Origin of the sequence: Methylobacterium sp. WL69, assembly GCF_008039485.1 — a bacterium.
In the GTDB taxonomy this organism is placed as follows: Bacteria; Pseudomonadota; Alphaproteobacteria; order Rhizobiales; family Beijerinckiaceae; genus Methylobacterium.
The window spans coordinates 34,120-58,739 of sequence record NZ_VRUZ01000004.1; the positions used below are offsets into that span (position 1 = coordinate 34,120).

Sequence of the window (24,620 nt, forward strand, 5' to 3'; positions counted from 1 at the left end):
CCGATGCGTCTTGAGCGGTCTTCTTGCGATGATCGGGGGCCTGTCGAGTGCGGGTGCGCAGACTCCAGGGGATGTTCCCGAACGCCCGTCGCAGTCGGCCGCCGCTGAACCCCAGGGCGATTTCCCGGTATCGATCCGGTCATCACTGGGAGAGTTCGGCGATCCCGGCGGCGTACGGGCTGCCCTGGGCGCGCGCGGGATCAACCTCACGTTCCTCTCCACCAACGAGGTGCTGGGCAATCCCTCCGGCGGCGTCCGCAACGGCCCGATCTATGCCGGCAAGCTCGAGGGAATCCTGACCGTCGATCTCGGCAGGCTCGCCGGCCTCGACGGCGTCACCGCCTTCGCCAACGCCTTCCAGATCCACGACACCGGCGGTCTGCGCGACCGGAGCTTCGAGCGACTCATCACCGTCAGCAACATCGAGGCCTATCCCACCACGCGGCTGTCGGAGCTGTGGTTGGAACGGCGTTGGGCCTCGGGCTTCGCCGTCAGGATCGGGCAAATCGCCGCCGACGGCGAATTCTTCGCCTCGGAGACGGGCAAGCCGTTCCTCAGCAACGATTGGCCGACCATCACCGGGGCCAACCTGCCGAGCGGCGGCCCGGCCTATCCCCTCGCCACCCCGGGGGTGCGCCTGCGCTATGATCCGAACGCCGATCTGTCCGCCCTGGTCGCCGTCTTCAACGGCGATCCCGGCGACCAGCGCGTGGTCAACCGTCACGGCATCAATTTTCGCACCGGCGATCCACCCCTGGTGATGGCCGAGATCCAGCGGCGGTGGAATCAGGAGCCGGACTCACGCGACCTTGCAGCGAGCTTGAAGTTCGGGGGGTACCGCCATTTCAGCCGCTTCGATCACTTGCGCTTCAGCGCGGACGGGCGACGCCTCGCCGATCCGTCCAGCGACGGCACCGCACGACGCCTGCGCGGCACCGGCGGTCTCTACGTGGTCGCCGATCGGCAACTCTATCGCCCCGAGGGGGGCGGGCCCTCGAGCGGAATTTCGGCCTACGCCAGACTGTCGGGGAGCCCATCCGACCGCAATCTCATCGACCTGTGGGCGGATGGCGGCGTCGTCGTCGCCGGGCTGGTGCCGGGACGCCCGGACGATCTCTTCGGTGCGAGTTTCATCTACGCGCGGATCAGCGACACCGCCCGGGCATTCGACCGTGACCGCTCACTCCTCGATCGATCCCATCCGATTCGGACCGCCGAAGCGACGATCGAACTGTCGTATCAGATGCAAATCGTTCCGGGCTGGACCGTGCAGCCGGACATTCAATATGTCTTCAACCCGGCCGGTGGAGCCGAACACCCATCGCGACCGGAAACGCTCATCAATGGGGGGTTTGTCTTTGGACTCCGTTCGACCGCGGTCTACTAAATCCACCGATCAGGATCTGCGGCGGTTGGCACGCACCCGCACGGGAACGAGTTGAGGCGCAGGCGCCGAACCTTCGACCAGGGCGTCGAGACCACGGGATGCAGCATCTCCTGCCGACGCCATGATCTTCACGAGGCGCCGCACGATCGAGCCGACGAACGATTCCCGCATGACGGACTCCTTGACCAGCGATGGACGACGAACGCTGCCGGCCTCACGCCGGTTCCAGCAACGGTTAAAGCGAAGATAACGACGCGATTCCCCTCTGCGAAGGACCGGATGTCATTCAGCCGCACCGGGACGCCGTCCCACCTTCACAGTCGCTGCCAACCACCAAATGAGTGGGAACTCTGCCACGCTGATCGCACCGCTTTCAAGAGGCTCCATCGAGAACGGAAACCTGCCTGCGAACATCGGTGCGGAACCCGTCAGCCGCCTCCCTGACGGCGCAGCGAATCGAGCGCAAAAGTGCCGGAACCGCGGCGAAACCTTGACGTTATTGATGCAATGAGGTCGCAGCCGACGCTGCACCAGATCTTTCGGAAGGGTAGAGTCAGATGCTCGGTTGGGCCGTAACATTTCTCGTCGTCGCCCTCGTGGCGGCCCTCCTCGGGTTCGGTGGAATCGCCGGGACCGCGATGGAAGCCGCGAAGCTCGTGTTCTTCGTCGCGATCGTCCTGTTCGCCATCTCCGCCGTCATTGGCCTGATGCGCGGACGTTCGCCGACACTCTAGATGAGACCTTGAACGGAGAGGCGAGCCGACGACGCTCCCTTGAACGAAGAAGAGGGTCGCCAGCATCAGCCGGCGGCCCTCTCCGATTTGGACAGCCCATCGAACGAAAAAACGAAACTCACAGTGTGGTTTCGTCGGGCGGCAAGGCTTCGAGGCGGGCGATCAGATCACGAAACCTGTCGGGAACAGGCTGCTGTACAACGGCATCGTACATCGTTCGAAGATGAACACCGATCCGTTTTTGGGTGTGATCGCTCAGACCCTGCCCCCGGATGTTCTGCTCGGCACGCACGGCACGATCCCCGGATATGGGACCGCCCTGGTCGTGTTCGGTCATGCGTCGATTCCCCTTGATGCCGCGTACCGGCACCACCGCGATTGTTTTGCGGCTTGACATAGGTCATGGCTGCGACTGCAACGCTGAAATACACCGGCGGTTCCCGCCCGGCGGAACGGAGCCCGTCAAACCGCGTTGTGGCGGGAGCGGCCAAGCACGGCAAAGCCAAGGGGATAGTATGTCGACAGCCCAACTCGTGGTGCAGCACCTGCCGTATCTGCGCCGCTACGCACGGGCGCTGACGGGCAGTCAGGTCGCCGGTGACGCTTACGTCGCGGCCACACTCGAGACCCTCGTGAACGAGCCCGAAACACTCGGCCGCAGCGCCAATGTCAAAGCCGATCTCTTCCGCGTCTTCACGCGCATTTGGAACTCCCTTTCGGTGAACGGCCAGAGCGATCAGGTGCAGCACGATCTGCCGGCCGAGGTCAGGCTCGGCCAGATCACGCCGCTGCCGCGCCAGGCCTTCCTCCTCTCGTGCCTCGAAGGCTTCTCCGAGGAGGACGCGGCCATCATCCTCGACGTCGATGTCAGCCAGGTGCGCGACCTCGTCGATGAGGCAGGCCGTGAACTGGCTGCCGACATGGCCACCGAAATCCTCATCATCGAGGACGAGCCGCTGATCGCCATGGATCTCGAGGCGTTGGTCGAAGGGCTCGGCCACAACGTCATCGGCGTGGCGAGGACCCGCACGGAAGCGATCAAGATCGCGTCCGAAGGCACCCGTCCGGGCCTCATCCTCGCCGATATTCAGCTCGCCGACGGCAGCTCGGGCTTGGATGCGGTGAACGACCTGCTGAAGACGTTCGAGGTTCCGGTGATCTTCATCACCGCCTATCCGGAGCGCTTCCTCACGGGCGAGCGTCCGGAACCGGCCTTCCTCATCGCGAAGCCGTTCCAGCCCGCCAATGTCTCGGCGGTGATCAGTCAGGCGCTGTTCTTCCAGCAGAGTGCCCGTCGGCGTGAGATCAAATCGGCCTGAGGCCGCGGACCGGATCGGCCTGCACCCCGAACGGAACGAGGAGCCCCGGCAGCGCCGGGGCTTTTTTGCGCGCTATCGGTCGAGACCCACCCACGAAAAAACGGGCCGGAGATCACTCTCCAGCCCGTCGAAAAGGTTCCGGCCTATGCACAAGGGGATGCGGGGGGAGGACCAGGCGGCCGGGGTATCCAAGAAACGATCGGACGCCTATCCCGTTCCAAACGTGCAACCTTGGCCGTGAGTTTTTCTTAGCGGGATGGCTTTTTCGTCACAGTCCCCCACGGGCAACCCTTCTAATTTTCGTCAAATGCGAATGATCCCTAACAGTCAAACTACCAGCTCCGGATCAATTCGGAACAGTGGAGGAACCGACAACTCCGATCCGCGTTTGACCAATATCCTGTCAAGCTCCTTTCGGAGATTACGACGATGTTTCGGTCAGGCTTCCTTCTCAGTGTCAGCGGACCTGCGGCGCTCCTGACCGTCCTGATCCAGCCGACCGTGCAGCAGGTAGCCGACTCCTGGTCGCCCTCCCTCCCTCACGCGGTCTCATTGGCCAAAGTGCAGGACCTGCCCGGGCAACGCGCTGCCTCCCTCGCCATAAGCCCGGTCCATTTCGCGTCGGTAACGCGTCCCGACGTGCGGCCGAATCCCTCCATGGCGCAGCAGGGCGGTCGGACGGCGAGTGAGAAAGATCAGCCCAAAGTACGACGCTTGATGCGGGAAGGTTGTGAAGGGGCAATCAGCTCCCTGGCCGGGCCCGAGGCTCGGCGCATGCTTCCTGGCCGCTGCATCTCTTGATGCATCACAGGTATCTGCTCGTTACATCTCTATAGTACACTTCGTATGAAAAAGGGCTCCATCCGAATAGGAAGGAGCCCGATTGTTCGTTTTGATTGTCGTGAAAAAGCGGGGCTCCGTGCGGAGCCCCGGGGGTATGGGTCTTAGTCGTCGCCTGGACGACCGGTACCGGTGGATTGCCCGCCTTTACGACCGGCCGACGAAGCGAGTTCTCGGTCCTGGGAGAACGAACGCTTTTCCGCCGGCACGCTCCGCCCGCCCTTGCTCGCGATCTCGCGCTGCCGTTCCAGATCCATTGAGGCAAAGCCCCGCTTCGAGGTGGAATTTCCTGATGGCACCAGCGCCTCCTCAACATTGCTCTCGCTACCGGGACAACCTTTGCCAATATCGATTGTTCCTCCGCCAAGATCGGCAGCCAAGTTCAGCGGGTTTCACCATCGCCCCGAACTAAGCGTGGCCGTACAAGCGTGGCTGTAGAGGTGGGCGTCGGAATCGATCGGGTGCCCGGTCCGTAGTCACGTAGGGGCGTCATCCCGCCCCGAACCGGCGCCGGGGCTGGACAATCCCCACGCAAATCGCGTGGATAGGAAGCGCCCATCGATCGCCCGCGCGAGGGGGAGAGCGCTGAAAGATCTTCCGATGCCGATCAGCACGTTGCGCCGCCGATGACTCTCGACACCGAGGTCTCCTCCTTACGTCAGGTCCCGCTGTTTCGTGGCGTCGAGCCGTCGCGTCTGAAGCTCCTCGCCTTCACCAGTGAGCGGGTTCATTTCGAGGCCGGACAGGGGCTGTTCGCGCGCGGGGATGCGGCCGATGCCGCCTACCTAATCCTGGAGGGCGAGGCCGAGGTTTCCATCGACGGGCCGCAGGGCCCGTTTCGTCTGGCACTGCTCGGCGCCAATGCCTTGCTGGGCGAGATGGGAATTCTTGCCGATCAGCCGCGCTCGGCCACGGTGGCAGCGCTCAGCCCGATTACCGCCCTGCGGATCGACCGCACCGTCTTCCTCGAGCTGCTGGCGCAGTTCCCCCAGATCGGGATCGCCGTCATGCGAGAACTCGCCCTTCGCCTGGAGCAGACCAACCAGCAGCTCGCCCAGAGTCGGGGCTGATCACGCTTCCGGGTAGGTGATGAACTCCATCAGCGAGCCGTCGGGATCCCGGAAATAGACGCTGATGCCCGCGCCCGCCGCGCCGCTGCGCTCCACCGGCCCGAGTTCCACCGGCACGCCATGGGCGGCCAGGTGCGCGATCGCCCCCTCGATGGGGCCGGACCAGCGAAAGCACAGGTCGCTGTTGCCCGGCATCACCGGCCTGTCCGCCAGCGGCATCGCTTCGACGCCGGGGCCGTGGACATTGAGCTGCACCCCGCCGAAGCGATAGGCGGCTCCGACGGGACGGGCCAGGACCTCGGCCCCGAGCACGTCACGGTAGAAGGCCGTCGAACGCGACCAGTCCGAGACGTGGATCACGCAATGGTCGAGATGGATCGCAGGGCCGAGTTCCTGAATCACCTCCTCGATATCCGAAACCGGGAGAGTTTGGGTGGCGGCCATGGGGCTATCCTCGCTGTACGAACCGGACGATGTGGCCGGGATCGGCGCCGGATCAACGCCCTCAACGATCGGTGGTCGCCCTCGGGCGGGGTGCGAAACCACTGCGACAGGGCAAAACCCTCAGCGCGATCGTCCTGAGGGTTGCGACGGCGTCCCTGCTGCTTCCCGATACCTGCGGCTGGAAAGATACACCCTCCATGGCCGGGGACGGCTAGTCAGGACATCAGACTTCGACGCCGCCCATCATGGAGCCCGCCATGTCCACCCGCCGCCTCATCCTCGGCCTGCTCCTCATCGCCCCCTTGGCCGCCTGCAACGCGCGCGGGCCGGTCAACGTCGCCGCCGACGACGATGCGGCCTGGTACACGGGCACCATGCCGGACAAGCCGTTCGACGTGCCCATCGTCGACAAGTCGCGCCTCGATCCGAAGTACCGCCGCCAGATCGTGCGCTACACCGGTCCCGAGAAGCCCGGGACCATCGTGGTCGATATCGACAACCGGCAGATCGCCCTGGTGCAGGAGGATGGCACGGCGGTGCAGTACGGCGTCGGCGTCGGCAAGGCCGGGTTCTCGTGGAAGGGCGAAGCTCGCATCGCCCGCAAGGGAGTGTGGCCGGATTGGAGCCCCACCACCACCATGGTCTCCCTCAACCCGGACCTGCCGCGCACCCGCAAGGGCGGTCTCGACAATCCCCTCGGTGCCCGAGCGCTCTACCTCTACCAGGGCAACCGCGACACGCTCTTCCGCATCCACGGCACCAACGAGCCCTGGAGCATCGGCGAGCAGCTCTCGTCCGGTTGCGTGCGGATGCTGAACGAGGACATCGTCGACCTCTACGAGCGTGTTCCGGTCGGGACCCAGGTGCTGGTGAAGCGCAACGGCAAGTACCGGGTCTGAGCCAAGGACGGATTCTGAGCCATGACCATCACCATCGCGCATCTGCAGCCCCTCGTCGCCCTCGCGGCGGGGGTGCTCATCCTGCTGATCCCCCGGCTGCTGAATTTCATCGTCGCGGCCTACCTCATCCTCGTCGGGCTGATTGGCCTCGGGGTGTTTCGGGCGCTCTCCTGAGCCGGCGCGACGACCGACGGTGACAGACCGGGGAAACCGTCATGCGGGCCTGCGCTCCATGCCGCGTTCATCTTGCGTTGCAGCAGGAGATGGTCCAACCCGCCCGGTACGGTAGGCGCGTGGTTCGCGTTTCAATCTGCAACCGGATGGGTGACGATGGGCAAGTGGGTCTATTCCTTCGGGGACGGCAAGGCCGAGGGCCAGTCGTCCATGCGCAACCTCCTCGGAGGCAAGGGCGCGAACCTCGCCGAGATGTCGAATCTCGGTCTGCCGGTGCCGCCGGGCTTCACCATCACGACCGAGGTCTGCACGGCCTACTACGACAACGCTCAGACCTATCCGGCCGAGCTGAAGGCCGAAGTCGCAGCGGCCCTCGACGCCGTCGGTAAACTCACCGGCCGCGGTTTCGGCGATCCGAAGAATCCGCTCCTCGTCTCCGTGCGCTCGGGCGCCCGCGCTTCGATGCCCGGCATGATGGACACGGTGCTCAATCTCGGCCTCAACGACGTCACCGTCGAGGCGTTGGCCGAGGGTGCCGGCGACCCGCGCTTCGCCTACGATTCCTACCGTCGCTTCATCACCATGTATTCCAACGTGGTGCTGGGCGTGGAGCACCACGCCTTCGAGGAAGCCTTGGAGCATTACAAGGACGAGAAGGGCGTCAGCCTCGACACCGAACTCGGGGCCGAGGACTGGAAGCAACTCGTGACCAAGTACAAGGCCATCGTGAAGGCCGAGCACGGTTCGGACTTCCCGCAAGGGGCCGAAGATCAGCTCTGGGGCGCCATCGGCGCCGTGTTCGATTCATGGATGATCCCCCGTGCCAAAAAGTATCGTGAGCTGAACAACATCCCGGAGAGCTGGGGCACGGCCGTCAACGTCCAGGCCATGGTGTTCGGCAACATGGGCGACACCTCGGCCACCGGAGTCGCCTTCACCCGCAACCCGTCCACCGGCGAACGCGCCCTCTACGGTGAGTTCCTGATCAACGCCCAGGGCGAGGACGTGGTGGCGGGCATTCGCACGCCGCAGGACATCACCGAGAAGGCTCGGCTCGAGGCCAAGTCGGAAAAGCCGTCCATGGAGCGGGCGATGCCCGAATCCTACGCCGAGCTCGTGCGGATCTACGGTCTCCTCGAGACCCACTACCGCGACATGCAGGACATGGAATTCACCATCGAGAGCGGAAAGCTCTGGATGCTCCAGACCCGCAACGGCAAGCGCACGGCCAAAGCCGCGCTCCGCATCGCCGTCGATCTCGCGGCGGAAGGCCTGATCACCCAGGAGGAGGCCATCGGCCGGATCGAGCCGGCGGCCCTCGACCAGCTTCTCCACCCGACCATCGACCCCAAGGCCGAGCGCAAGGTCATCGCCTCGGGCCTTCCCGCCTCGCCGGGTGCCGCCACGGGCGAGATCGTGTTCAATTCCGAGGATGCCGAGGCCGCCCGCAAGGCCGAGCGCAAGTGCATTCTCGTGCGGATCGAGACGAGCCCTGAGGACATCCACGGCATGCACGCGTCGGAGGGCATCCTGACGACGCGCGGCGGCATGACCTCCCACGCCGCGGTGGTGGCACGGGGCATGGGCAAACCCTGCGTCTCGGGCTGCGGCACCGTCCGGGTCGATTACAAGGCCGGCACCCTGTCGGTGGCCGGCACGGTGCTGAAGGCGGGCGACAGGATCACCATCGACGGCTCCACCGGTCAGGTGCTGCTCGGCGAGGTGGCGATGCTGGAGCCGTCCCTGTCGGGCGAGTTCGCCACCCTGATGGGGTGGGCCGACGCGGTTCGCACCATGAAGGTCCGGACCAACGCAGACACCCCCACCGACGCCCGCGCCGCGCGCAATTTCGGCGCCGAGGGCATCGGCCTGTGCCGCACGGAGCACATGTTCTTTGAAGGCGACCGCATCGTCGCCGTCCGCGAGATGATCCTGGCCGACGACGCCGAAGGGCGCCGCTCGGCGCTCGCCAAGATCCTGCCCTACCAGCGCCAGGACTTCGCGGAGCTGTTTACGATCATGTCGGGCCTTCCCGTCACGATCCGCCTGCTCGATCCGCCGCTGCACGAGTTTCTCCCGCACACGGACGAAGAGGTGCGGGATGTGGCGACCAGCATGGGCGTGTCGGAGGACAAGCTGCGCCGCCGGATGACGGAGCTGCACGAGTTCAACCCGATGCTGGGCTTCCGTGGCTGCCGCCTCGCCATCGCCTTCCCGGAAATCGCCGAGATGCAGGCCCGCGCCATCTTCGAGGCCGCCGTCCAGGCCGCCAAGGAGACCGGCGCCCCGGTGACGTCGGAGGTCATGGTGCCGCTGGTCTTCACCAAGATGGAGTTCGACATCGTCAAGGCACGTATCGACGCCATGGCGAAGGCCGTTTCCGAGGAGACCGGCAGCGCCGTCGTCTATCAGGTCGGTACGATGATCGAGTTGCCCCGCGCGGCCCTGCGGGCGGGCGACATCGCCGAAACGGCGGAGTTCTTCTCCTTCGGCACCAATGACCTGACCCAGACGGCCCTCGGCATTTCCCGCGACGATGCGGCGACCTTCCTCGGAGCCTACACCCAGAAGGGAATCCTGGCGGCCGACCCGTTCATCTCCATCGATCAGGAGGGGGTGGGTGAACTCGTGCGTATCGGCGTCGAGCGCGGCCGAGCCGTCCGTCCGGACATCAAGCTCGGCATCTGCGGCGAGCATGGCGGCGACCCCGCCTCCATCGCCTTCTGCCAGGAGGTCGGCCTCGACTACGTGTCGTGCTCGCCCTATCGCGTGCCGATCGCCCGTCTGGCCGCCGCGCAGGCGGCCCTGGCCGCCCGCGATAAGGCCAAGAAGGCCTGACGCAAAGGCTTGATCTCGCCCCTCCCGGGTGGCTCCACGCCGCTCAGGAGGGGCATGGCAAATTCCGTTCAACAAATTGTCGAAAACGCGGCGAACCGATTTCGTGCCGGCACGTTCAGTGCTAGTGCCGAACCGTTGCGCGGGGATTCCAGCTCATTGGGGCGGCTGCCATCGCGTGGGAACGCCGGCCATGATCGATACGACGCCCACTCCCTTGTTTCTCAACGAAAATCCCGCCGCCGTCCCGATTCCGAGGGTGGTCCAGCAGGTCTATCTCTGGGGATTTGGCGGCCTTGCGACGCTCGCGCTTCTGGTGTTCGCCGTGGCTACCCAGAGCGGTGCCGATGCCGAGCGGATCGCCGGTATGCGGAACGGTGGCGACACTGCTCCAGCCGCCCTGGTGAAGGCTTTCGCCGTGATGCATGGGCGACCCGGAACATTTTGAACCAAGCGTTGCGAAGCGAGCTTAACCGCTCCGCAACCATGCCACGCGATCATGCCGGAACCGGATGCCGCACACGGAAGCCTTTCGCAGGTGACGTGAACGCCAGGCCGGACCAGTGTTGCGGTGCGTGGAACGGTTGGCGTGGGCACGAAACGGGTTAGACGGGATTCGAGCCTGCGCTGGCTCAGCGCCGCCATGGCGCCCTGGGCCGCCGGCATCGGCTTCCTGGTGTCATTCACGGCAACCGCCGGTACGGAGGGCACGACACGGCTGATCGTGCGGGACGCACGCATCGCGCCGGTTCTGCCGCCGGGCACACCGTTGTTCGGCCGCGGCGGGAAGCTGCATGCCGATGGGGTGAGGGCAGCTCTCTACGCCGATCCGGAGATACAGGGCGCGGCTTCGGTCCTGACCGCGACTCTCCCCGGTTCGGTCAGCGGCGTGCTCTCGCCCGGCCCGGCCATCTGGAACCCCGATCTCGAACCGGATCTCGGCTTCGTCCCGCCGCGGGCGGACGGGGAGGGGGCCATCGAGACCGGTGACGGATCGACGCCGGCGATTCCGCGCGCCGTCGCCCTGTCTTCGACCACCCCGGCCCCGGCCGACGCGACGCCCATCGAAGTCGCGGCCGCGAACCTCGCCATTCCGGGCTTCTCGCCGCGCCGCGATGCCACCGAACTCGCCATGCCCGACAGCGCCCGCCATCGCTACGCCGACCTCATCGGCCCCGACGCCCTCGACCGTGAGCAGCGCTGCCTCGCCGAGGCAGTGTATTTCGAGGCCCGCAGCGAGCCCGAGGACGGCCAGGCGGCCGTCGCGCAGGTGGTCCTCAACCGGGTGAAAAGCGGGCTCTATCCGAGCAATGTCTGTGGCGTCGTCTATCAGAATCGCCACCGCTACATGGGATGCCAGTTCTCCTTCGCCTGCGAGGGAAAATCGCTCCGCATCACCGACGGTCCGTCATGGCAGTCGGCCACCCGCATCGCCAGCGCGGTGATCGAGGGGCGGACCTACCTGAGTGAGGTGGGAGGCGCGACGCATTACCATGCGGATTACGTGAAACCCGGCTGGTCCCGACGCCTGCGCAAGATGGATGTCATCGGGCGGCACATCTTCTACCAGCTCAAGCGCGGGCAGACTTGAACCCGCTCTGGTTCCTTCGATTTTTACCTAAGTAGCGCAAACCCTAAGTAGTCCTAAGCTTAGGTTAACTTTACCCTGAATCTCAATTCGGCTTGCTCCGAGGGCAACTTGGCTGCCTCAGATACGTCGAGATGCGCGCACCCGAATGGCGCCATTTCGCCCGTATCCGCCTTTCAGCCCGAGGAAACCCGCATGACCGCGCCGGTCACCCGACTCATTCCGCTCGCCACCGCCATCGCCGGCGCCGTCCTGCTCGCTTCCTCCGCCCAGGCGGGGGGCTGCGGGGGGGCCGAGTGCTACCGCCACGTCTCGACGCCCCCGGTCTACGGCGCCGTATCCGAGCGCGTTCTCGTTCGCCCGGCCGAGACGGTCTACCGGACGGTGCCCCCCATCTACGAAACCGTGTCGGAACGCGTCGTCGTCAGCCCCGGCGGCCGGGTCTGGCAGACCAGCCGTGACGCCTACGGCGAGCTTGTCGGCTGCTGGGTGAACGTGCCGCCGCAGTATTCCGTGCGTCACCGCCGGGTGCTGGTTCAGCCCGCCCAGTCGATCCCGGAGACGATTCCGGCCGAGTACGCGAGCGTGCGCCGCCGCGTCCTCGTCCAGCCCGCCCGCGCGGGCTGGGTGCCGGCGAATGACGGCACCGGCGGCGGTTATCCCGGCGTCTATGGCCCCCGGATCGGATCGATTCCGGATGCCGTCGGCATCGCCGGCGCCAGCTCGGCCGACATCGGTGTCGGCCTCGGCTTCTCATCGGGCAGCATCTACGACGGCTATTGAGATGGACGGCGCCCCGGCGGGCCTTTCCGGCCGGGGCGCTTGATTCGAGGCGGGTTCGCCACACCTCCCTGATGGAACGGGAGGCGCGCATGGACCGATTCAAGGCGTGGGTGGTCGAGAAGACCGAGACGGGACAAGCCCTGACGTTCCGCGATTTCGACGCGGCCGACCTCATGGACGGCGACGTCACCGTCCGGGTCACCCATTCGACGGTGAACTACAAGGACGGACTCGCCATGACCGGGCGCTCGCCCGTGGTGCGCCGCTTCCCCATGATCCCGGGCATCGATTTCTCAGGGATCGTCGAGACCTCGTCTCACCCCGACTACACCTCCGGCGACGCCGTGATCCTGACGGGTTGGGGCGTTGGCGAGAGCCACCTCGGGGCCTATGCCGAGCGGGCGCGGGTGAAGGGCGACTGGCTCGTACCCCTACCGGGTGGTTTGGGCGCCAACGAGGCCATGGCCATCGGCACGGCCGGCTACACGGCCATGCTCTCCCTCATGGTTCTGGAGCACCACGGCGCGAGACCCGGCGATGGACCCGCTCTGGTCACCGGTGCGTCGGGTGGCGTCGGCTCCGTCGCGGTGGCGCTGCTCGCCCGAGCGGGATGGCACGTCATCGCGTCCACGGGCCGGACCGACGAGGCGGACTACCTGCGCGGCCTCGGCGCCGCCGAGATCCTCGACCGCACCGAACTCTCCGCTCCGGGCAAGCCGCTCGCCAAGGAGCGCTGGGCCGTCGCCATAGACGCCGTCGGCTCGGTCACCCTCGCCAACGTGCTCGCCGGCACGAAATCCGATGGCGCCGTGGCCGCCTGCGGCTTGGCTCAGGGCATGGATCTGCCGACTTCCGTGGCGCCGTTCATCCTGCGCGGCGTGTCGCTCCTCGGCATCAACAGCGTGACGACGCCCCTGCCGAAGCGCCGCGAGGCCTGGACGCGCCTCGCCCGAGATCTCGACCGCGCGGCCCTCGCCGCCATGACCACGACAGTGCCCTTGGCCGAGGTCGATCGCCTTGCCGAGCGGATTCTGGCCGGCGCGGTGCGCGGCCGGACCGTGGTGACGGTCCCTTGAGCGGAACTTAGCCGTGCCGGGATGCATTGCTGGTTTCATGAGCAGTGCATTTGTCAAAGAGACCGAGGGCGGCGAAGCCTTCGAGGATCTCCCCGATCGCCCCATCTCCGAGCATCCGAATTTCGTCACCCCCGAGGGAATGGCGCAGATCGAGGGCGAGGTCGCACGCCTGCGCGATGCGTTCTCGGCCCTGACGCCCGATGCCAAGGCGGAAGAGTCCCGCGTGACCCGCGACCTGCATTACTGGACGGCGCGGCTGGGTTCGGCCCAGCTCGTCGAAGTCGAGCCCGGCGACGTGGTGCGGTTCGGCTCCACGGTGACCATCGCCCGTGAGGACGACAGCCGCCAGACCTTCCGTATCGTCGGCGAGGACGAGGCCGATCCGACCAAGGGCAGCCTGTCCTACGTTTCCCCCATGGCGCGCGCTTTGACGGGCAAGGGCGTGAGCGACACCGTCACGGTAAATGGTCAGGATATCGAGATCATTGAGACGAAGTAGATCTCCCCTCGATCCGGGGGCGTAGGGCGACGATTTCCTCCGTCATGAAATCCATGAAGGCCCGGACCCGCGCGGCGTGGCGCAGGTCCGGATGGGTCAGGAGCCATAGGCCGGCGGAAAGCTCCGGCATGTGGTCCGACAGCCGAACCAGGTCCGGCCGTCCGTGGGCCGACCAACAGGGCAGGGGGCCGATGCCGATGCCCGCTTCCACCGCCTCGCGCAAACCCAAGACCGTATTCAGGGTGAGGACCACCCGCTCGGCGGGCGCACGCCCTTCGAGAAAATGTGCGAAACGTCCGCCCGCCACACCGTCGCCCGGCACGACCCACGGGCACCCATCCATCGGTTTGCCGGTGAAGTCCGACCGTCCATAGACCGCCCAGGCGATGGTCGCGAGGCGACGCCCCACCAGGGACGCGGACGGCGCGTCGCTGGCGCGCAGGGCCACGTCGGCGTCGTGGCGGGATAGGTTGAGGGTTTCCTCCGCCACGAGGAGGTGCAGGCGAATGCGCGGATGGCGTGCGGAGAAGCGCGCCAGGATCGGCATCAGCATGTCGGCGACGAGGCCCGCCGGGGTCGTGATCCGAAGGTCACCGGCGGGGCTGCGATCCTGCCCGGCGAGTTCGCGCGTAAAGCGCGCGACTTCGGCCTCCATGCGGACGGCGGCCTCCACCATGACGACGCCCGGCGCCGTCGGCACGTAGCCGGCGCGGTGGCGGTCGAACAGGATGATACCGAGGACTGCCTCGATCCCGGCGAGGCGGCGGAACGCCGTCGAGGGGTTGATACCGAGATGCTCGGCCGCCCGCGTCAGGCCGCCATGTTCGGCGACGCTGCGTACGAGGCGGAAGTCGTCCCAGTCCATTAGGCGTACTCAACTCGTGCATTTTTGCAAAGACCGCTTTGCAGAACGGGGCGTTTTCGCAAGGGTGCTTCTAGGCGATAAGGCCTGGTGAAACGTAAGCCGGCCCCGATGGGGTCGGACCATGCCAACCGTCGGGAGACGACACGATGACCAAAGTTCTGGTGCTGTACTATTCGTCGTGGGGCCACGTGGAAAAGATGGCAGAGGCCGTTGCCGAGGGTGTCCGCGAGGCCGGCGCCGAGGTGACGATCAAGCGCGTGCCGGAATTGGTGCCCGAAGAGGTCGCCCGCCAATCGCACTACAAGCTGGATCAGGCCGCCCCCATCGCCACCGTGGACGAGTTGCCGGACTACGATGCCATCATCTTCGGCACTCCGACCCGCTACGGCAACATGGCCGCACAGATGAAACAGTTCATCGACCAGACCGGCGGCCTGTGGGCCAAGGGCGCCCTTGTCGGGAAAGTCGGCTCGGCCTTCACCTCGACGGCGAGCCAGCACGGCGGTCAGGAAACGACACTGACGAGCTTCCATACGGTACTCTTGCACCACGGCATGGTGGTGGTCGGCTTGCCCTACGCCTTCCAGGGCCAAATGGGGGTCGACGAGGTGAAGGGCGGCTCGCCCTACGGCGCCACCACCCTCGCGGACGGCGACGGCTCGCGTCAGCCGAGCGCCGCGGACTTGGCCGGTGCCCGCTATCAGGGCCGCCATGTCGCCGGCATCGCCGCCAAGCTCGCCGGCTGAGCGTCCAAGAAAAAAGGCTCGGATCACTCCGAGCCTTGTAAGGGAAAAGGCCATTTGGGGGCTGAACTGGCCTTCGTAATCAGCGAACGGGCCATCACTGCGATAAGTTCCGGTCCGGTGAAAAAATTTATCGCGGCGCAGCGGCCCTGCGCAGACGGTCGTTGATCGCCTCGCCGAGGCCCGTCTCCGGGATCGACGCCACGGCGATGGAGGCGGCTCCCGACGCATCGAGGGAGCGCAGGGCCGAAAATAGGTTCGCAGCGGCCTCGGCGAGATCGCCCGCCGGGCTGAGATCGAGCCGAGCCAGAACCTCTACGGTCTCGGGGATTCCACCGAACGCCAGTACCGCTTCGTCCGGCGCGGCACTCACGGCGTGAAGTCGGACGCGGGCACGGGGCGCGTAGTGAGAGGCGAGGAGCCCCGGTCCGATGGGAACCGGGGCGGTGCCCGGGTCCGCGTCGGCAAGATGGTATCCCAGCACCCGTTCCAGCGCGGCCCGCGTCACGCCACCCGGCCTCAGCAGGCGTGGGGGGCCTCCAAGACACGCAACCACCGTCGATTCCACCCCCACCGGCGCCGTCCCGCCATCGAGGACGGCGGAAATCCGCCCGTCGAGGTCGGCCAGCACGTGCGCCGCGCAGGTAGGACTCACCCGGCCGGACCGGTTGGCGGACGGCGCCGCCACCGGGCGGCCAACTCGAGCGAGGAGATCGCGGGCGACGGCATTACCGGGCACCCGGAGCGCAACGCTTGCAAGGCCGGCACGGGCGAGGTCGCAAACGGTGCAATTGGGCCCCGCCGGGACCACGAGGGTGAGGGGACCGGGCCAGAACGCTTTGGCCAGGGCCAGGGCAGCATCATCGAACACGCCCTGCGCCTGCGCGGAAGCGAACTCCGCCACGTGCGCGATGAGAGGATTGAAGCGCGGTCGCTCCTTAGCGGCGTAGATGCGGGCCACGGCCACCGGATCGGAGGCGTCGGCGCCGAGCCCGTAGACGGTCTCCGTCGGGAAAGCGACGGTGCACCCGGAGCCGAGGAACCGCGCGGCCTCCGCGATCCCAGCCGCGTCAGCCAGGAGGCGAAGGCTTGACCCGAGATCGTTCATATCTAAACTATCCCTGGAAACCGACCGGGCGCTCCGCGTCCCACGTCTACGGAGCGAACGTAAGTCGTTGCGTGTTCGAGGCTTACCCGCGCGTGGGGCTGCGTCGACGCCAGGGGGTGCTCTAGCGCCGGGCCGGCCGTTGCGTCAAACCGGGTCCCGAACGAGACGCCAAGCGCGCAAAGCGCAACACAAGAAGACGGTTCGAGGGAGCCCCATGACCTACCGCGCCCCGGTTTCCGAGATGCTGTTCGCCCTGCGCCACGTCGCCGGGCTCGATACGGTACTGGGGGACGACCTCACCCCCGACGACGCCCGGACGATTCTCGACGAGGCGGCCCGCATCGCCGACGAAGTCATTGCTCCGTTGAACCGGTCCGGCGACCGCCACGGCACGCCGTTCGTGGACGGGGCGATCACGACGGCGCCGGGCTGGCGCGACGCCTACCGGACCTGGACGCAGGGCGGCTGGAACGGTCTCTCGGCCGATCCGGACCACGGCGGCCAGGGCCTGCCGCTGCTGCTCAACGCCGCCTGCACCGAAATGTGGAATGCGGCCAGCATCGCGTTCGGCCTGTGCCCTCTGCTCACCGCCGGCGGTATCGAGGCCCTGGCGCAGCACGGCTCCGAGGAGCTGAAGGCGCGCTACCTCGGCAGGCTCGTCTCGGGCGAGTGGACCGCGACCATGAACCTGACGGAGCCGCAGGCCGGCTCGGATCTGGCCCTTCTGCGCAGCCACGCGGAGCCCGTCGGCGACGGCCGCTACCGCATCTTCGGCTCGAAGATCTACATCACCTATGGCGAGCACGATCTCACCGACAACATCGTCCACCTCGTGCTCGCCCGGCTCAAGGACGCGCCGGCCGGCACGCGCGGGATCTCGCTGTTCCTCGTGCCGAAGATCCTGCCCGACGGCAACGGCAACGACCTGCGCTGCTCCGGCATCGAGCACAAGCTCGGCATCCACGGCTCGCCGACCTGCTCCATGGCCTTCGGCGACCAGGGGGGCGCCATCGGCTGGCTCATCGGCGAGGAGAACCGCGGGCTCGCCTGCATGTTCACGATGATGAACTCGGCCCGGCTCAACGTCGGCCTCCAGGGCGTCGGCATCGCCGAGCGGGCAACGCAGGGCGCCCTGGCCTATGCCCGCGAGCGCCGCCAAGGAAGAGCGCCGGGCGCGCAGGGTCCGAGCGTCATCGTCGAGCATGCCGACGTCCAGCGCATGCTGCTCACCATGAGGGCCTACACGGCGGCCGCGCGCGGAATCTGCTATCTCACGGCCGCGGCCCTCGACGGGGCGAAAGGGCCGGAGGGGCAGGCCGCCCACGACCGCGCCTCCCTCCTGACCCCCGTCGCCAAGGCGTTCTCCACGGACATCGCCAACGAGGTCACGTCGCTCGGGGTGCAGGTCCATGGCGGCATGGGCTTCGTCGAGGAGACGGGCGCGGCCCAGCACATGCGCGACGCGCGCATCCTCGGGATCTACGAGGGCACGAACGGCATCCAGGCCATCGACCTCGTCACCCGCAAACTGCCGCTCAAGGGCGGCGCCACGGTCCGCGCCCAGATCGCGTCCCTGCGCCGGGTGGCGGAGGGGCTCATGAAGGATGCCGACCCGGCCTACGGCCATCTGGGTGCGCGCCTGCGCGCCGGCATCGAAAGCCTCGACCGGGCGACGAGCTTCCAGCTGGCGGCGCTGGCCTCAAACCGGCCGGAAACGGCGCTGGCCGGGGCGACGCCGTACCTGCGCCTGTTCGGCCTCGTCCAGGGTGGAGCCTGCCTGGCACTGGAAGCCCGCGCCGCGCGGGCCGCCCTCCAGGCCGGTGAGACCGACCCGGCCCATGCCGGGCGCATCGCCCTGGCGCGGTTCTTCGCCGAGAACGAACTGACGGCGGCGGCCGGCCTCGCCGACAGCGTCATCGACGGCGGTGCCTTCACCGAGGCGGCGGCCCTGGCCCTGGCGGGTTAGCGCGAAACCCCTTTCCCTCTGCGGGAGGGGCACGCAGCGGACGGCGAGACCAGCAAGGAACCATCATGACCGAGCACGTCGTCATCGAGGATACCGGCAGTGTCCGCCTCATCCGCCTCGACCGGCCCGACAAGCTGAACGCGCTGACCAGCGCCATGTACGATGCCCTGCGTGAGGCCCTGGCGGAGGCCGACGGGTCGGAGGCCATCGGCGCCGTTGTGTTTTCGGGGGCGCCCGGGGCGTTCAGCTCCGGCAACGACCTGTCCGATTTCGTCGAGGCCTCCCGGCATCCGTTCGAGAACTCGCCCGCCCTGCACTTCATCCGCCAACTCGCCCGGACCCGGACGCCCATGGTGGCGGCCGTGGACGGGGTCGCGGTGGGCATCGGCGCGACGCTGACCCTGCATTGCGACCTCGTCTACGCCAGCCCGGCGGCGCGCTTCCGCATGCCGTTCGTGGAACTCGGCCTCGTGCCGGAGGCCGGTTCGAGCTACCTGCTGCCGCGCCGCATTGGCTTGCAGCGGGCGACGGAGGTCCTGCTGTTCTCCGAACCCTACGATGCCGACGAGGCCGTGCGCCTCGGTCTCGTCAACGCCGTCATCCCGGCCGATCTGCTCCTCGACCACGCCCTCACCAAGGCCGGCCGCCTCGCCGCACTGCCGAAGGGGCCGATGCACGCCACCCGCGCGCTCATCCGCGGCGATCAGGCCGCCCTGGAGGCGGCGGTCGAAACCGAGGCCGTGGCATTCGAGACGCGCCTGCGCTCGCCCGAGGCTCAAGCCGCTTTCGCGGCTTTCCTCAACCGCTCCCGCAAGACGTGACCCTGGCCCCCGACCTCCGGACTAAGATCTGCCTCGTCGCCGGGGCCTCGCGGGGCGTCGGGCGCGGGATCGCGCAGGCGCTCGGCGAGGCCGGCGCCACGGTGATCGTCACCGGGCGCTCCAGCGAGACCGGGCCGCGCACGGACGGACGGCCCGAGACCATCGAGGACACCGCCCGGATCGTCGACGCCGCCGGTGGCACCGGCCACCATTACCTCTGCGACCACACCAGCGAACGGGCCGTCGACACCCTGGTCCACTGGGCCCTGCGCCGCTTCGGCCGGATCGATGTTACGGTCTCCAGCGTCTGGGGCGGTGCCGAGGGCTACGATGGCGAGCGCTACCCCGATGGCGCCGCCTGGGGCACGCCGTTCTGGCGCCGCTCGGCCGAACCGCTTTCGGAGTTCTTCGGCAGTGGGCCTTACCCTGGCCTCCTCCTCGCCCGCGCCGTGGCACCCGCCATGGTGGCGGCGAAGGCCGGCCTCGTCGCCTTCGTGTCGTTCGACACCGGCCCCGGCTACCTCGGCGACGTGTTCTACGATCTCGCCAAGGCGACCACCAACCGTCTCGCCTTCGCCTGCGCCCAGGAACTGGCGCCCCACGGCGTCACGGCGCTGGCCCTGTCGCCGGGCTTCGTCCGCACGGAGCGGGTGGTCGATCTCGGGCACGCCGATCGGGCCACGGAGACCCCGCTTTATGCGGGTCGGGCGCTCGCGGCACTCGCCGCCGACCCGGACATCGCGGCCCAGGCCGGACGCATCCTGCATGCGGGCGATCTCGCCGCCCATTACGGCTTCACCGACGCCGACGGCACCCGGCCGACGCGCTTCCAGATCGGCCCTTGAGAGGACGTCCGCCATGACAGGATCATTGAAGGGCAAGACGCTGTTCATCACCGGCGCCTCGCGCGGCATCGGCCTCGCCATCGGCCTGCGAGCGGCCCGGGACGGCGCCAACGTCGCCATCGCGGCCAAGACCGACACGCCGCACCCCAAGCTCGAAGGCACCATCCACACGGCCGCCGCCGCCATCGAGGCGGCCGGGGGGAGGGCGCTACCCCTGCTGGTGGATGTCCGCGACGAGGTCAGCGTCGCCGCCGCCATCGAGAGAACCGCGAAAACCTTCGGCGGGATCGACATCGTCGTGAACAACGCCAGCGCCATCTCGCTGACCCGCACACCCGAGACCGAGATGAAGCGCTTCGACCTGATGCATCAGATCAACACGCGCGGAACCTACATGGTCTCGAAATACGCGATCCCGCATCTGGAAAAATCCGAGAACCCCCACATCCTGATGCTGTCGCCGCCCCTCGACATGGCGGAGAAGTGGTTCGCGCCGCATCTCGCCTACACCGTGGCGAAGTTCGGCATGTCGCTCTGCGTCCTGGGACTCGCCGGCGAACTCCGGCGCCAGGGCATCGCGGTGAACGCCCTGTGGCCGCGCACCACCATCGCGACGGCGGCCGTGCAAAATCTTCTCGGCGGCGAGGCCCTGATGCAGGCGAGCCGCACGCCGGAGATCATCGCCGATGCGGCCCACGCCCTTTTCAGTCTCCCCGCCCGCACAAACTCCGGCCGTTTCCTCATCGACGACAGTTTCCTGGCGGAGCAGGGTGTCACGGACTTTACAAAATACCGCGTCACACCCGACATCCCCCTTGCTCCGGACTTCTTCGTGCCGGATGCGAGTCCACCGCCTCCCGGGGCCTTCGCCTGAGACGTAACGCGTGATCTTCATTCACCAGCCGGTCGCCGGCGCCGGGCAGACCCTGCTCGAGCGCCGTTCCCTCGAACTGCAGGACCCGATCCCCGACGACACCGTGTGGCTCGACATGATCCGCCCGACCCGGGAGGAGGATCTCAAGGTCGAAGCGTTCATGGGCATCTCCGTGCCGACCCGCGAGGAAATGAAGGACATCGAGCCCTCCGAGCTCCTCTACGTCGAGGACGGCGCGCGTTACATGACCGGCCGGGTGCTGAGCAAGGTCAGCGACGGCGACGAGCCGGGGCTTGCCGGCATCACCTTCATCCTGCGCGGCAACCGCCTCGTCACCGTGCGCTACGAGGAGCCGCAGGCGTTCCGGATGTACACCCAGCGCGCCGGGCGCTCCACGGGCAACGGCCCCTCCGCCGTGCCGTCGGGCGAGACCATCCTGGCCGGTCTCATCGAGACGGTCATCGACCGGGCCGCAGACGTGCTCCAGCTCCAGGGCGAGCGCATCGATCGCCTCTCGGGCAAGATCTTCGAGGAGAAAGCCGACCCGTCGGCCCGCAACACGGCCCTGCAGGACACCTTGCGCGCGCTCGGGCGCCACGGCGACCTCATCTCGAAGCAGCGCGAAAGCCTCGTTTCCATGGAGCGCATCCTGCTCTCGCTCTCGGCCACCTACCGCACCGCCAAGGCGCCGCGCGAGCTGCGCGAGGACGTGCGTTCGACCCTGCGCGACCTTCAGTCGCTCGAGGAGCACGCCACCTTCCTGTCCTCGAAGATCCAGTTCCTCCTCGACGCGACCTTGGGCCTCGTGAATCTCGAGCAGAACAACATCATCAAGCTGTTCTCCGTCATGGCGGTGGTGTTCATGCCACCCACCCTCATCGCCTCGATCTACGGCATGAACTTCAAGGCGATGCCGGAACTCGATTGGAGCTTCGGCTATCCGATGGCCGTGGTGATGATGGTCGTCGCCGCCGTTCTGCCGTACGTGTTCTTCCGCTGGAAGAAATGGCTTTAGGCGATCTGGCGTCGTATCTGTCCGTTAACCGCGATCGGGCTACGCCGGACACGCCGTCAGCTTGACCACACCGGTGGATTCACGGCTGCCTTCGGAGAGCCGAGCATGCCGTTCAGGTCCACGACCATCCGCACGAAGCTGGTTGCGACGTTTGCCGTCGTCACGCTCTTCATCCTGGCCATCGGCATGCTAGGCCTTTCCGGCGTCGACCGGATCAACGGCCTGCTCACCGCCGTGCAGACCAATTGGCTGCCGAGCGTCCGGACGAGCGGGGAGATCGACGTCTCCATGGCCCGCTACACCACGAGCCTGCTGCGGGCGACGCAGACGACGGATGCCGGCGACCTTGCGAAGATCGAGGCGGATCTCGCCAAGCGACGTCAGCAGGTCTCCGAACGGTCCGACGCCTACGAGCCGCTGATCAGTTCGCCCGAGGAACGGGCGTTCTACGATACGTTCCGACGTGAGGCTAAAAGCTTTTTCGAGGCGGCCGACCGCATCGTGGGCGCGGCACGCGGTGCCGAACAGGGCAAGGCTTACGGGCTGTACACCTCCACCGCCGTCGAACCCCGTCGCCGGGCTTCCCTTGCCCTCGAGCAGATCATCGCCCTGAACAACATCGGTGCCGCCCAGGCGGAGTCCGAGGGCGCGGCCATCGCCGCCCGGACCCGGACCATTGCCATCGCGGCGGTCGCGGCGGCCGTCGTCATGGCCATCGGATTGGCGGCCCTCATCATCCGGGGCATCGCGAGCGGTATCGAGTCCGTGGTCCGCCCGATGACGGCCCTCGCACACGGCGACCTCGGGGTCACCATCCCGCATCAGGGCACCGGCACCGAGATCGGTCGCATCGCCGACGCCGTACAGCTGTTCAAGGACGGGCTCGTTCGGATGAAGGCGCTTGAAGGGGAAACGGCACTGGCCCGTGCCGGAGCGGAAGCCCAGCGGCGGCAGGGCATGCGCGATATGGCGGACGCCTTCGAGCGCTCGGTGGGCGGAATCGTCGGCTCGGTCGGTGCCGCTGCGACGGAATTGCAGGCCACCGCTCAGGCCATGACCGCGACGGCGACGCAGACCGGCGGTCAATCCGTCTCGGTCGCGGCCGCCGCCGAGGAAGCCGCCATCAACGTCCAGACCGTGGCGGCGGCGGCCGAGGAACTCGGTTCGTCCGTCCATGAGATCGGCCGGCAGGTTCAGGGCTCCGCAAGTCTCGCGGAGGCTGCCGTCCGCGAAGCCGGTGCCACCGCCGCCCTGGTTCAGGACCTCAGCAGTGCCACGGCGCGCATCGGCGACGTAGTCAAGCTCATCGCCGACATCGCCTCGCAGACCAACCTCCTGGCCCTCAACGCCACCATCGAGGCGGCACGGGCCGGCGAGGCCGGACGGGGCTTCGCCGTGGTCGCGGCCGAGGTCAAGGAACTCGCGAGTCAGACTGCGCGCGCAACCGAAGAAATCGGCAGCCAGATCGCACGCATCCAGGGCGCGACGGGTGAGAGTGTCACCGCCATCGCAGCCATCCGCGGCCGCATCGGTGAGATCAGCACCGTCGCCACGTCACTCGCGGCCGCCGTGGAGCAGCAGGGGGCGGCAACCCAGGAGATCGTCCGCAACGTGTCCCAGGCCGCGGCGGGAACGAGCGAAGTGACGATCAACATCAACGGCGTCGCGGCGGCAGCCGAGGAGACGGGGGCGGCGGCGTCCCAGGTGCTCGCCTCGGCTTCCGAACTGTCGCGCCAGTCGGAATTTCTCGGCGCCGAGATGAGCCGCTTCCTCGCCACCGTCCGCGCCGCCTGACCGACGTTCACGGGAAAGCTCGCAGAACGGGGAGTCCTGCTGGGAGACCGGAGTTGCTCCCGAACAGGATCAGCTCCCGAGCAGGACTTGCCCCATCGGCGCGGATTGCCGATGGTTCGCGCCATGTGCGGTCGCTACTTCACCCTCCAGGCGCCGGAAATCCATCGACTGTTCTACGGGTATGCCGAGGTGCCGAACTTCCCGGCCCGGTACAACATCGCGCCGACGCAGCCGGTGCCGATCGTGATCTCCGAGCGCGGGCGCCGGCATTTCCGCCTCGTGCGCTGGGGCCTGTGGCCGAGCTGGCTCAAGGACCCGAAGGGTTTTCCCCTCGTCATCAATGCCCGTGTCGAGACGATCCAGGAGAAACCGACCTTCCGCGGGGCGCTCCGTCACCGCCGCTGCGTTTTCCTTGCCGACGGCTTCTACGAATGGCGCCGCGAGGGTACCGGCAAGACCGCGACGAAGACGCCGTTCATGATCCGCCGCGCCGACGGCGCCCCCATGGCGCTTGCCGGCCTGTGGGAGAACTGGCTCGGGGCCGACGGGTCCGAGATCGACACGGCGGCCATCGTCACCACCGGTGCCAACGGGATGATGGCGGCGGTTCACGATCGGATGCCGGCGATCCTGTCACCCGATGAGATCGAGCCCTGGCTCGACACGCGGGGCGTAGAACCGGGCCCGGCCGCCGCCCTGTGCCGGCCCTGCCCCGACGACTGGCTGACGCTCGACCCCGTGAGTTCGCGGGTGAACGACGCCCGCAACGACGGGCCTGACCTCATCGTACCCGTTGCCAAGCCGAAGGGGACGCCGGAGCTTCCCGAAACCCCGGCAGCGGATCGACCGCGATCCAGCGACGAGGACGCGCAGGGCGCTCTATTCTGACGGGACCCGCGAGATAGCCGTCGGGCGAAAGCCCGCCCGTCATTCGGACGTTG

The 24,620-nt window shown here is 67.4% G+C and carries 26 protein-coding genes; 20 read left to right on the forward strand and 6 right to left on the reverse strand.

Features of this window, described 5'->3' with window-relative positions:
- Positions 1-10: 10 nt before the first annotated feature.
- The gene (locus FV218_RS02295; RefSeq protein WP_246684957.1) at positions 11-1,387 is read left to right on the forward strand and encodes a carbohydrate porin; all 1,377 of its coding nucleotides are present in this window, start codon (positions 11-13) and stop codon (positions 1,385-1,387) included.
- A gap of 9 nt (positions 1,388-1,396) precedes the next feature.
- On the opposite strand, the gene FV218_RS22605 is transcribed toward FV218_RS02295, so the two are convergent.
- The gene (locus FV218_RS22605; RefSeq protein ID WP_187272945.1) at positions 1,397-1,558 is read right to left on the reverse strand and encodes a hypothetical protein; all 162 of its coding nucleotides are present in this window, start codon (positions 1,556-1,558) and stop codon (positions 1,397-1,399) included.
- A gap of 386 nt (positions 1,559-1,944) precedes the next feature.
- On the opposite strand from FV218_RS22605, the gene FV218_RS02300 reads away from it, so the two are divergent.
- Complete coding sequence (locus FV218_RS02300) at positions 1,945-2,121, forward strand: DUF1328 domain-containing protein (protein WP_003599466.1); 177 nt, start codon at positions 1,945-1,947, stop codon at positions 2,119-2,121.
- A 118-nt stretch (positions 2,122-2,239) separates the two neighbouring features.
- Here FV218_RS02300 and FV218_RS02305 read toward each other — a convergent pair whose 3' ends face one another.
- Entirely contained in the window at positions 2,240-2,458 is a 219-nt protein-coding gene (locus FV218_RS02305) for a NepR family anti-sigma factor (protein ID WP_082475926.1), read from the reverse strand.
- Between the two features lie 178 nt (positions 2,459-2,636).
- Here FV218_RS02305 and FV218_RS02310 point away from each other — a divergent pair, with 178 nt between their 5' ends.
- Entirely contained in the window at positions 2,637-3,440 is an 804-nt protein-coding gene (locus FV218_RS02310; protein ID WP_056086145.1) for a response regulator, read from the forward strand.
- A gap of 944 nt (positions 3,441-4,384) precedes the next feature.
- Here FV218_RS02310 and FV218_RS02320 read toward each other — a convergent pair.
- Positions 4,385-4,579: a general stress protein gene (locus FV218_RS02320; protein WP_082475924.1), complete on the reverse strand. Its 195-nt coding sequence runs from the start codon at positions 4,577-4,579 to the stop codon at positions 4,385-4,387.
- 327 nt (positions 4,580-4,906) lie between these two features.
- Here FV218_RS02320 and FV218_RS02325 point away from each other — a divergent pair, with 327 nt between their 5' ends.
- Positions 4,907-5,350: a Crp/Fnr family transcriptional regulator gene (locus tag FV218_RS02325; RefSeq protein WP_056086141.1), complete on the forward strand. Its 444-nt coding sequence runs from the start codon at positions 4,907-4,909 to the stop codon at positions 5,348-5,350.
- Here FV218_RS02325 and FV218_RS02330 read toward each other — a convergent pair whose 3' ends face one another.
- Positions 5,351-5,794, reverse strand: a complete 444-nt coding sequence (locus FV218_RS02330) for a VOC family protein (RefSeq protein WP_147708556.1) — start codon at positions 5,792-5,794, stop codon at positions 5,351-5,353.
- A gap of 257 nt (positions 5,795-6,051) precedes the next feature.
- Here FV218_RS02330 and FV218_RS02335 point away from each other — a divergent pair, with 257 nt between their 5' ends.
- The 8 genes from FV218_RS02335 to greA all read left to right on the forward strand — a co-directional run bounded on the left by FV218_RS02335 (position 6,052) and on the right by greA (position 13,648).
- Positions 6,052-6,693, forward strand: coding sequence for a L,D-transpeptidase (locus FV218_RS02335; protein WP_187272946.1), 642 nt, complete (start codon positions 6,052-6,054; stop codon positions 6,691-6,693).
- 21 nt (positions 6,694-6,714) lie between these two features.
- Positions 6,715-6,867, forward strand: a complete 153-nt coding sequence (locus tag FV218_RS02340; protein ID WP_082475923.1) for a DUF3096 domain-containing protein — start codon at positions 6,715-6,717, stop codon at positions 6,865-6,867.
- 156 nt (positions 6,868-7,023) lie between these two features.
- Positions 7,024-9,705: a pyruvate, phosphate dikinase gene (gene ppdK / locus FV218_RS02345; protein ID WP_056086133.1), complete on the forward strand. Its 2,682-nt coding sequence runs from the start codon at positions 7,024-7,026 to the stop codon at positions 9,703-9,705.
- 190 nt (positions 9,706-9,895) lie between these two features.
- Complete coding sequence (locus tag FV218_RS02350; RefSeq protein ID WP_147708557.1) at positions 9,896-10,150, forward strand: hypothetical protein; 255 nt, start codon at positions 9,896-9,898, stop codon at positions 10,148-10,150.
- Positions 10,151-10,345: 195 nt separating this feature from the next.
- Positions 10,346-11,293 (forward strand): cell wall hydrolase, encoded by a 948-nt coding sequence (locus tag FV218_RS02355; protein WP_147708609.1) that lies wholly within the window; start codon positions 10,346-10,348, stop codon positions 11,291-11,293.
- A gap of 192 nt (positions 11,294-11,485) precedes the next feature.
- Positions 11,486-12,073 carry a hypothetical protein gene (locus tag FV218_RS02360; protein WP_147708558.1) on the forward strand — a complete coding sequence of 196 codons (588 nt, stop codon included), beginning with the start codon at positions 11,486-11,488 and terminating at the stop codon, positions 12,071-12,073.
- Positions 12,074-12,162: 89 nt separating this feature from the next.
- Entirely contained in the window at positions 12,163-13,149 is a 987-nt protein-coding gene (locus tag FV218_RS02365) for an MDR family oxidoreductase (RefSeq protein WP_147708559.1), read from the forward strand.
- A gap of 37 nt (positions 13,150-13,186) precedes the next feature.
- Positions 13,187-13,648, forward strand: a complete 462-nt coding sequence (gene greA, locus FV218_RS02370; protein ID WP_147708560.1) for a transcription elongation factor GreA — start codon at positions 13,187-13,189, stop codon at positions 13,646-13,648.
- Here the strand turns inward: greA and FV218_RS02375 are convergent.
- The gene (locus tag FV218_RS02375; protein ID WP_147708561.1) at positions 13,632-14,513 is read right to left on the reverse strand and encodes a LysR family transcriptional regulator; all 882 of its coding nucleotides are present in this window, start codon (positions 14,511-14,513) and stop codon (positions 13,632-13,634) included. The genes greA and FV218_RS02375 overlap by 17 nt on opposite strands.
- A gap of 146 nt (positions 14,514-14,659) precedes the next feature.
- Between FV218_RS02375 and wrbA the strand changes: the two genes are divergently transcribed.
- Positions 14,660-15,259 (forward strand): NAD(P)H:quinone oxidoreductase, encoded by a 600-nt coding sequence (gene wrbA, locus FV218_RS02380; RefSeq protein WP_147708562.1) that lies wholly within the window; start codon positions 14,660-14,662, stop codon positions 15,257-15,259.
- 127 nt (positions 15,260-15,386) lie between these two features.
- Here wrbA and FV218_RS02385 read toward each other — a convergent pair whose 3' ends face one another.
- A complete protein-coding gene (locus FV218_RS02385) occupies positions 15,387-16,364 on the reverse strand; it encodes an L-threonylcarbamoyladenylate synthase (RefSeq protein ID WP_147708563.1) in 978 nt (325 codons plus the stop codon).
- Between the two features lie 214 nt (positions 16,365-16,578).
- On the opposite strand from FV218_RS02385, the gene FV218_RS02390 reads away from it, so the two are divergent.
- The 7 genes from FV218_RS02390 (at position 16,579) to FV218_RS02420 (ending at position 24,567) form a co-directional block, all read left to right on the forward strand.
- Positions 16,579-18,330: an acyl-CoA dehydrogenase gene (locus FV218_RS02390; protein ID WP_147708564.1), complete on the forward strand. Its 1,752-nt coding sequence runs from the start codon at positions 16,579-16,581 to the stop codon at positions 18,328-18,330.
- 65 nt (positions 18,331-18,395) lie between these two features.
- Positions 18,396-19,151, forward strand: a complete 756-nt coding sequence (locus FV218_RS02395; RefSeq protein WP_147708565.1) for an enoyl-CoA hydratase-related protein — start codon at positions 18,396-18,398, stop codon at positions 19,149-19,151.
- A gap of 2 nt (positions 19,152-19,153) precedes the next feature.
- Complete coding sequence (locus tag FV218_RS02400) at positions 19,154-19,996, forward strand: SDR family NAD(P)-dependent oxidoreductase (RefSeq protein ID WP_147708610.1); 843 nt, start codon at positions 19,154-19,156, stop codon at positions 19,994-19,996.
- 13 nt (positions 19,997-20,009) lie between these two features.
- The gene (locus FV218_RS02405) at positions 20,010-20,870 is read left to right on the forward strand and encodes an NAD(P)-dependent oxidoreductase (RefSeq protein ID WP_147708566.1); all 861 of its coding nucleotides are present in this window, start codon (positions 20,010-20,012) and stop codon (positions 20,868-20,870) included.
- A gap of 10 nt (positions 20,871-20,880) precedes the next feature.
- Positions 20,881-21,885: a magnesium transporter CorA family protein gene (locus tag FV218_RS02410; RefSeq protein WP_056086097.1), complete on the forward strand. Its 1,005-nt coding sequence runs from the start codon at positions 20,881-20,883 to the stop codon at positions 21,883-21,885.
- A 105-nt stretch (positions 21,886-21,990) separates the two neighbouring features.
- On the forward strand, positions 21,991-23,679 hold the full coding sequence (locus FV218_RS02415; RefSeq protein WP_147708567.1) for a methyl-accepting chemotaxis protein: 1,689 nt from the start codon (positions 21,991-21,993) through the stop codon (positions 23,677-23,679).
- A 123-nt stretch (positions 23,680-23,802) separates the two neighbouring features.
- Positions 23,803-24,567, forward strand: coding sequence for an SOS response-associated peptidase (locus FV218_RS02420; protein ID WP_147708611.1), 765 nt, complete (start codon positions 23,803-23,805; stop codon positions 24,565-24,567).
- Positions 24,568-24,620 lie beyond the last annotated feature (53 nt).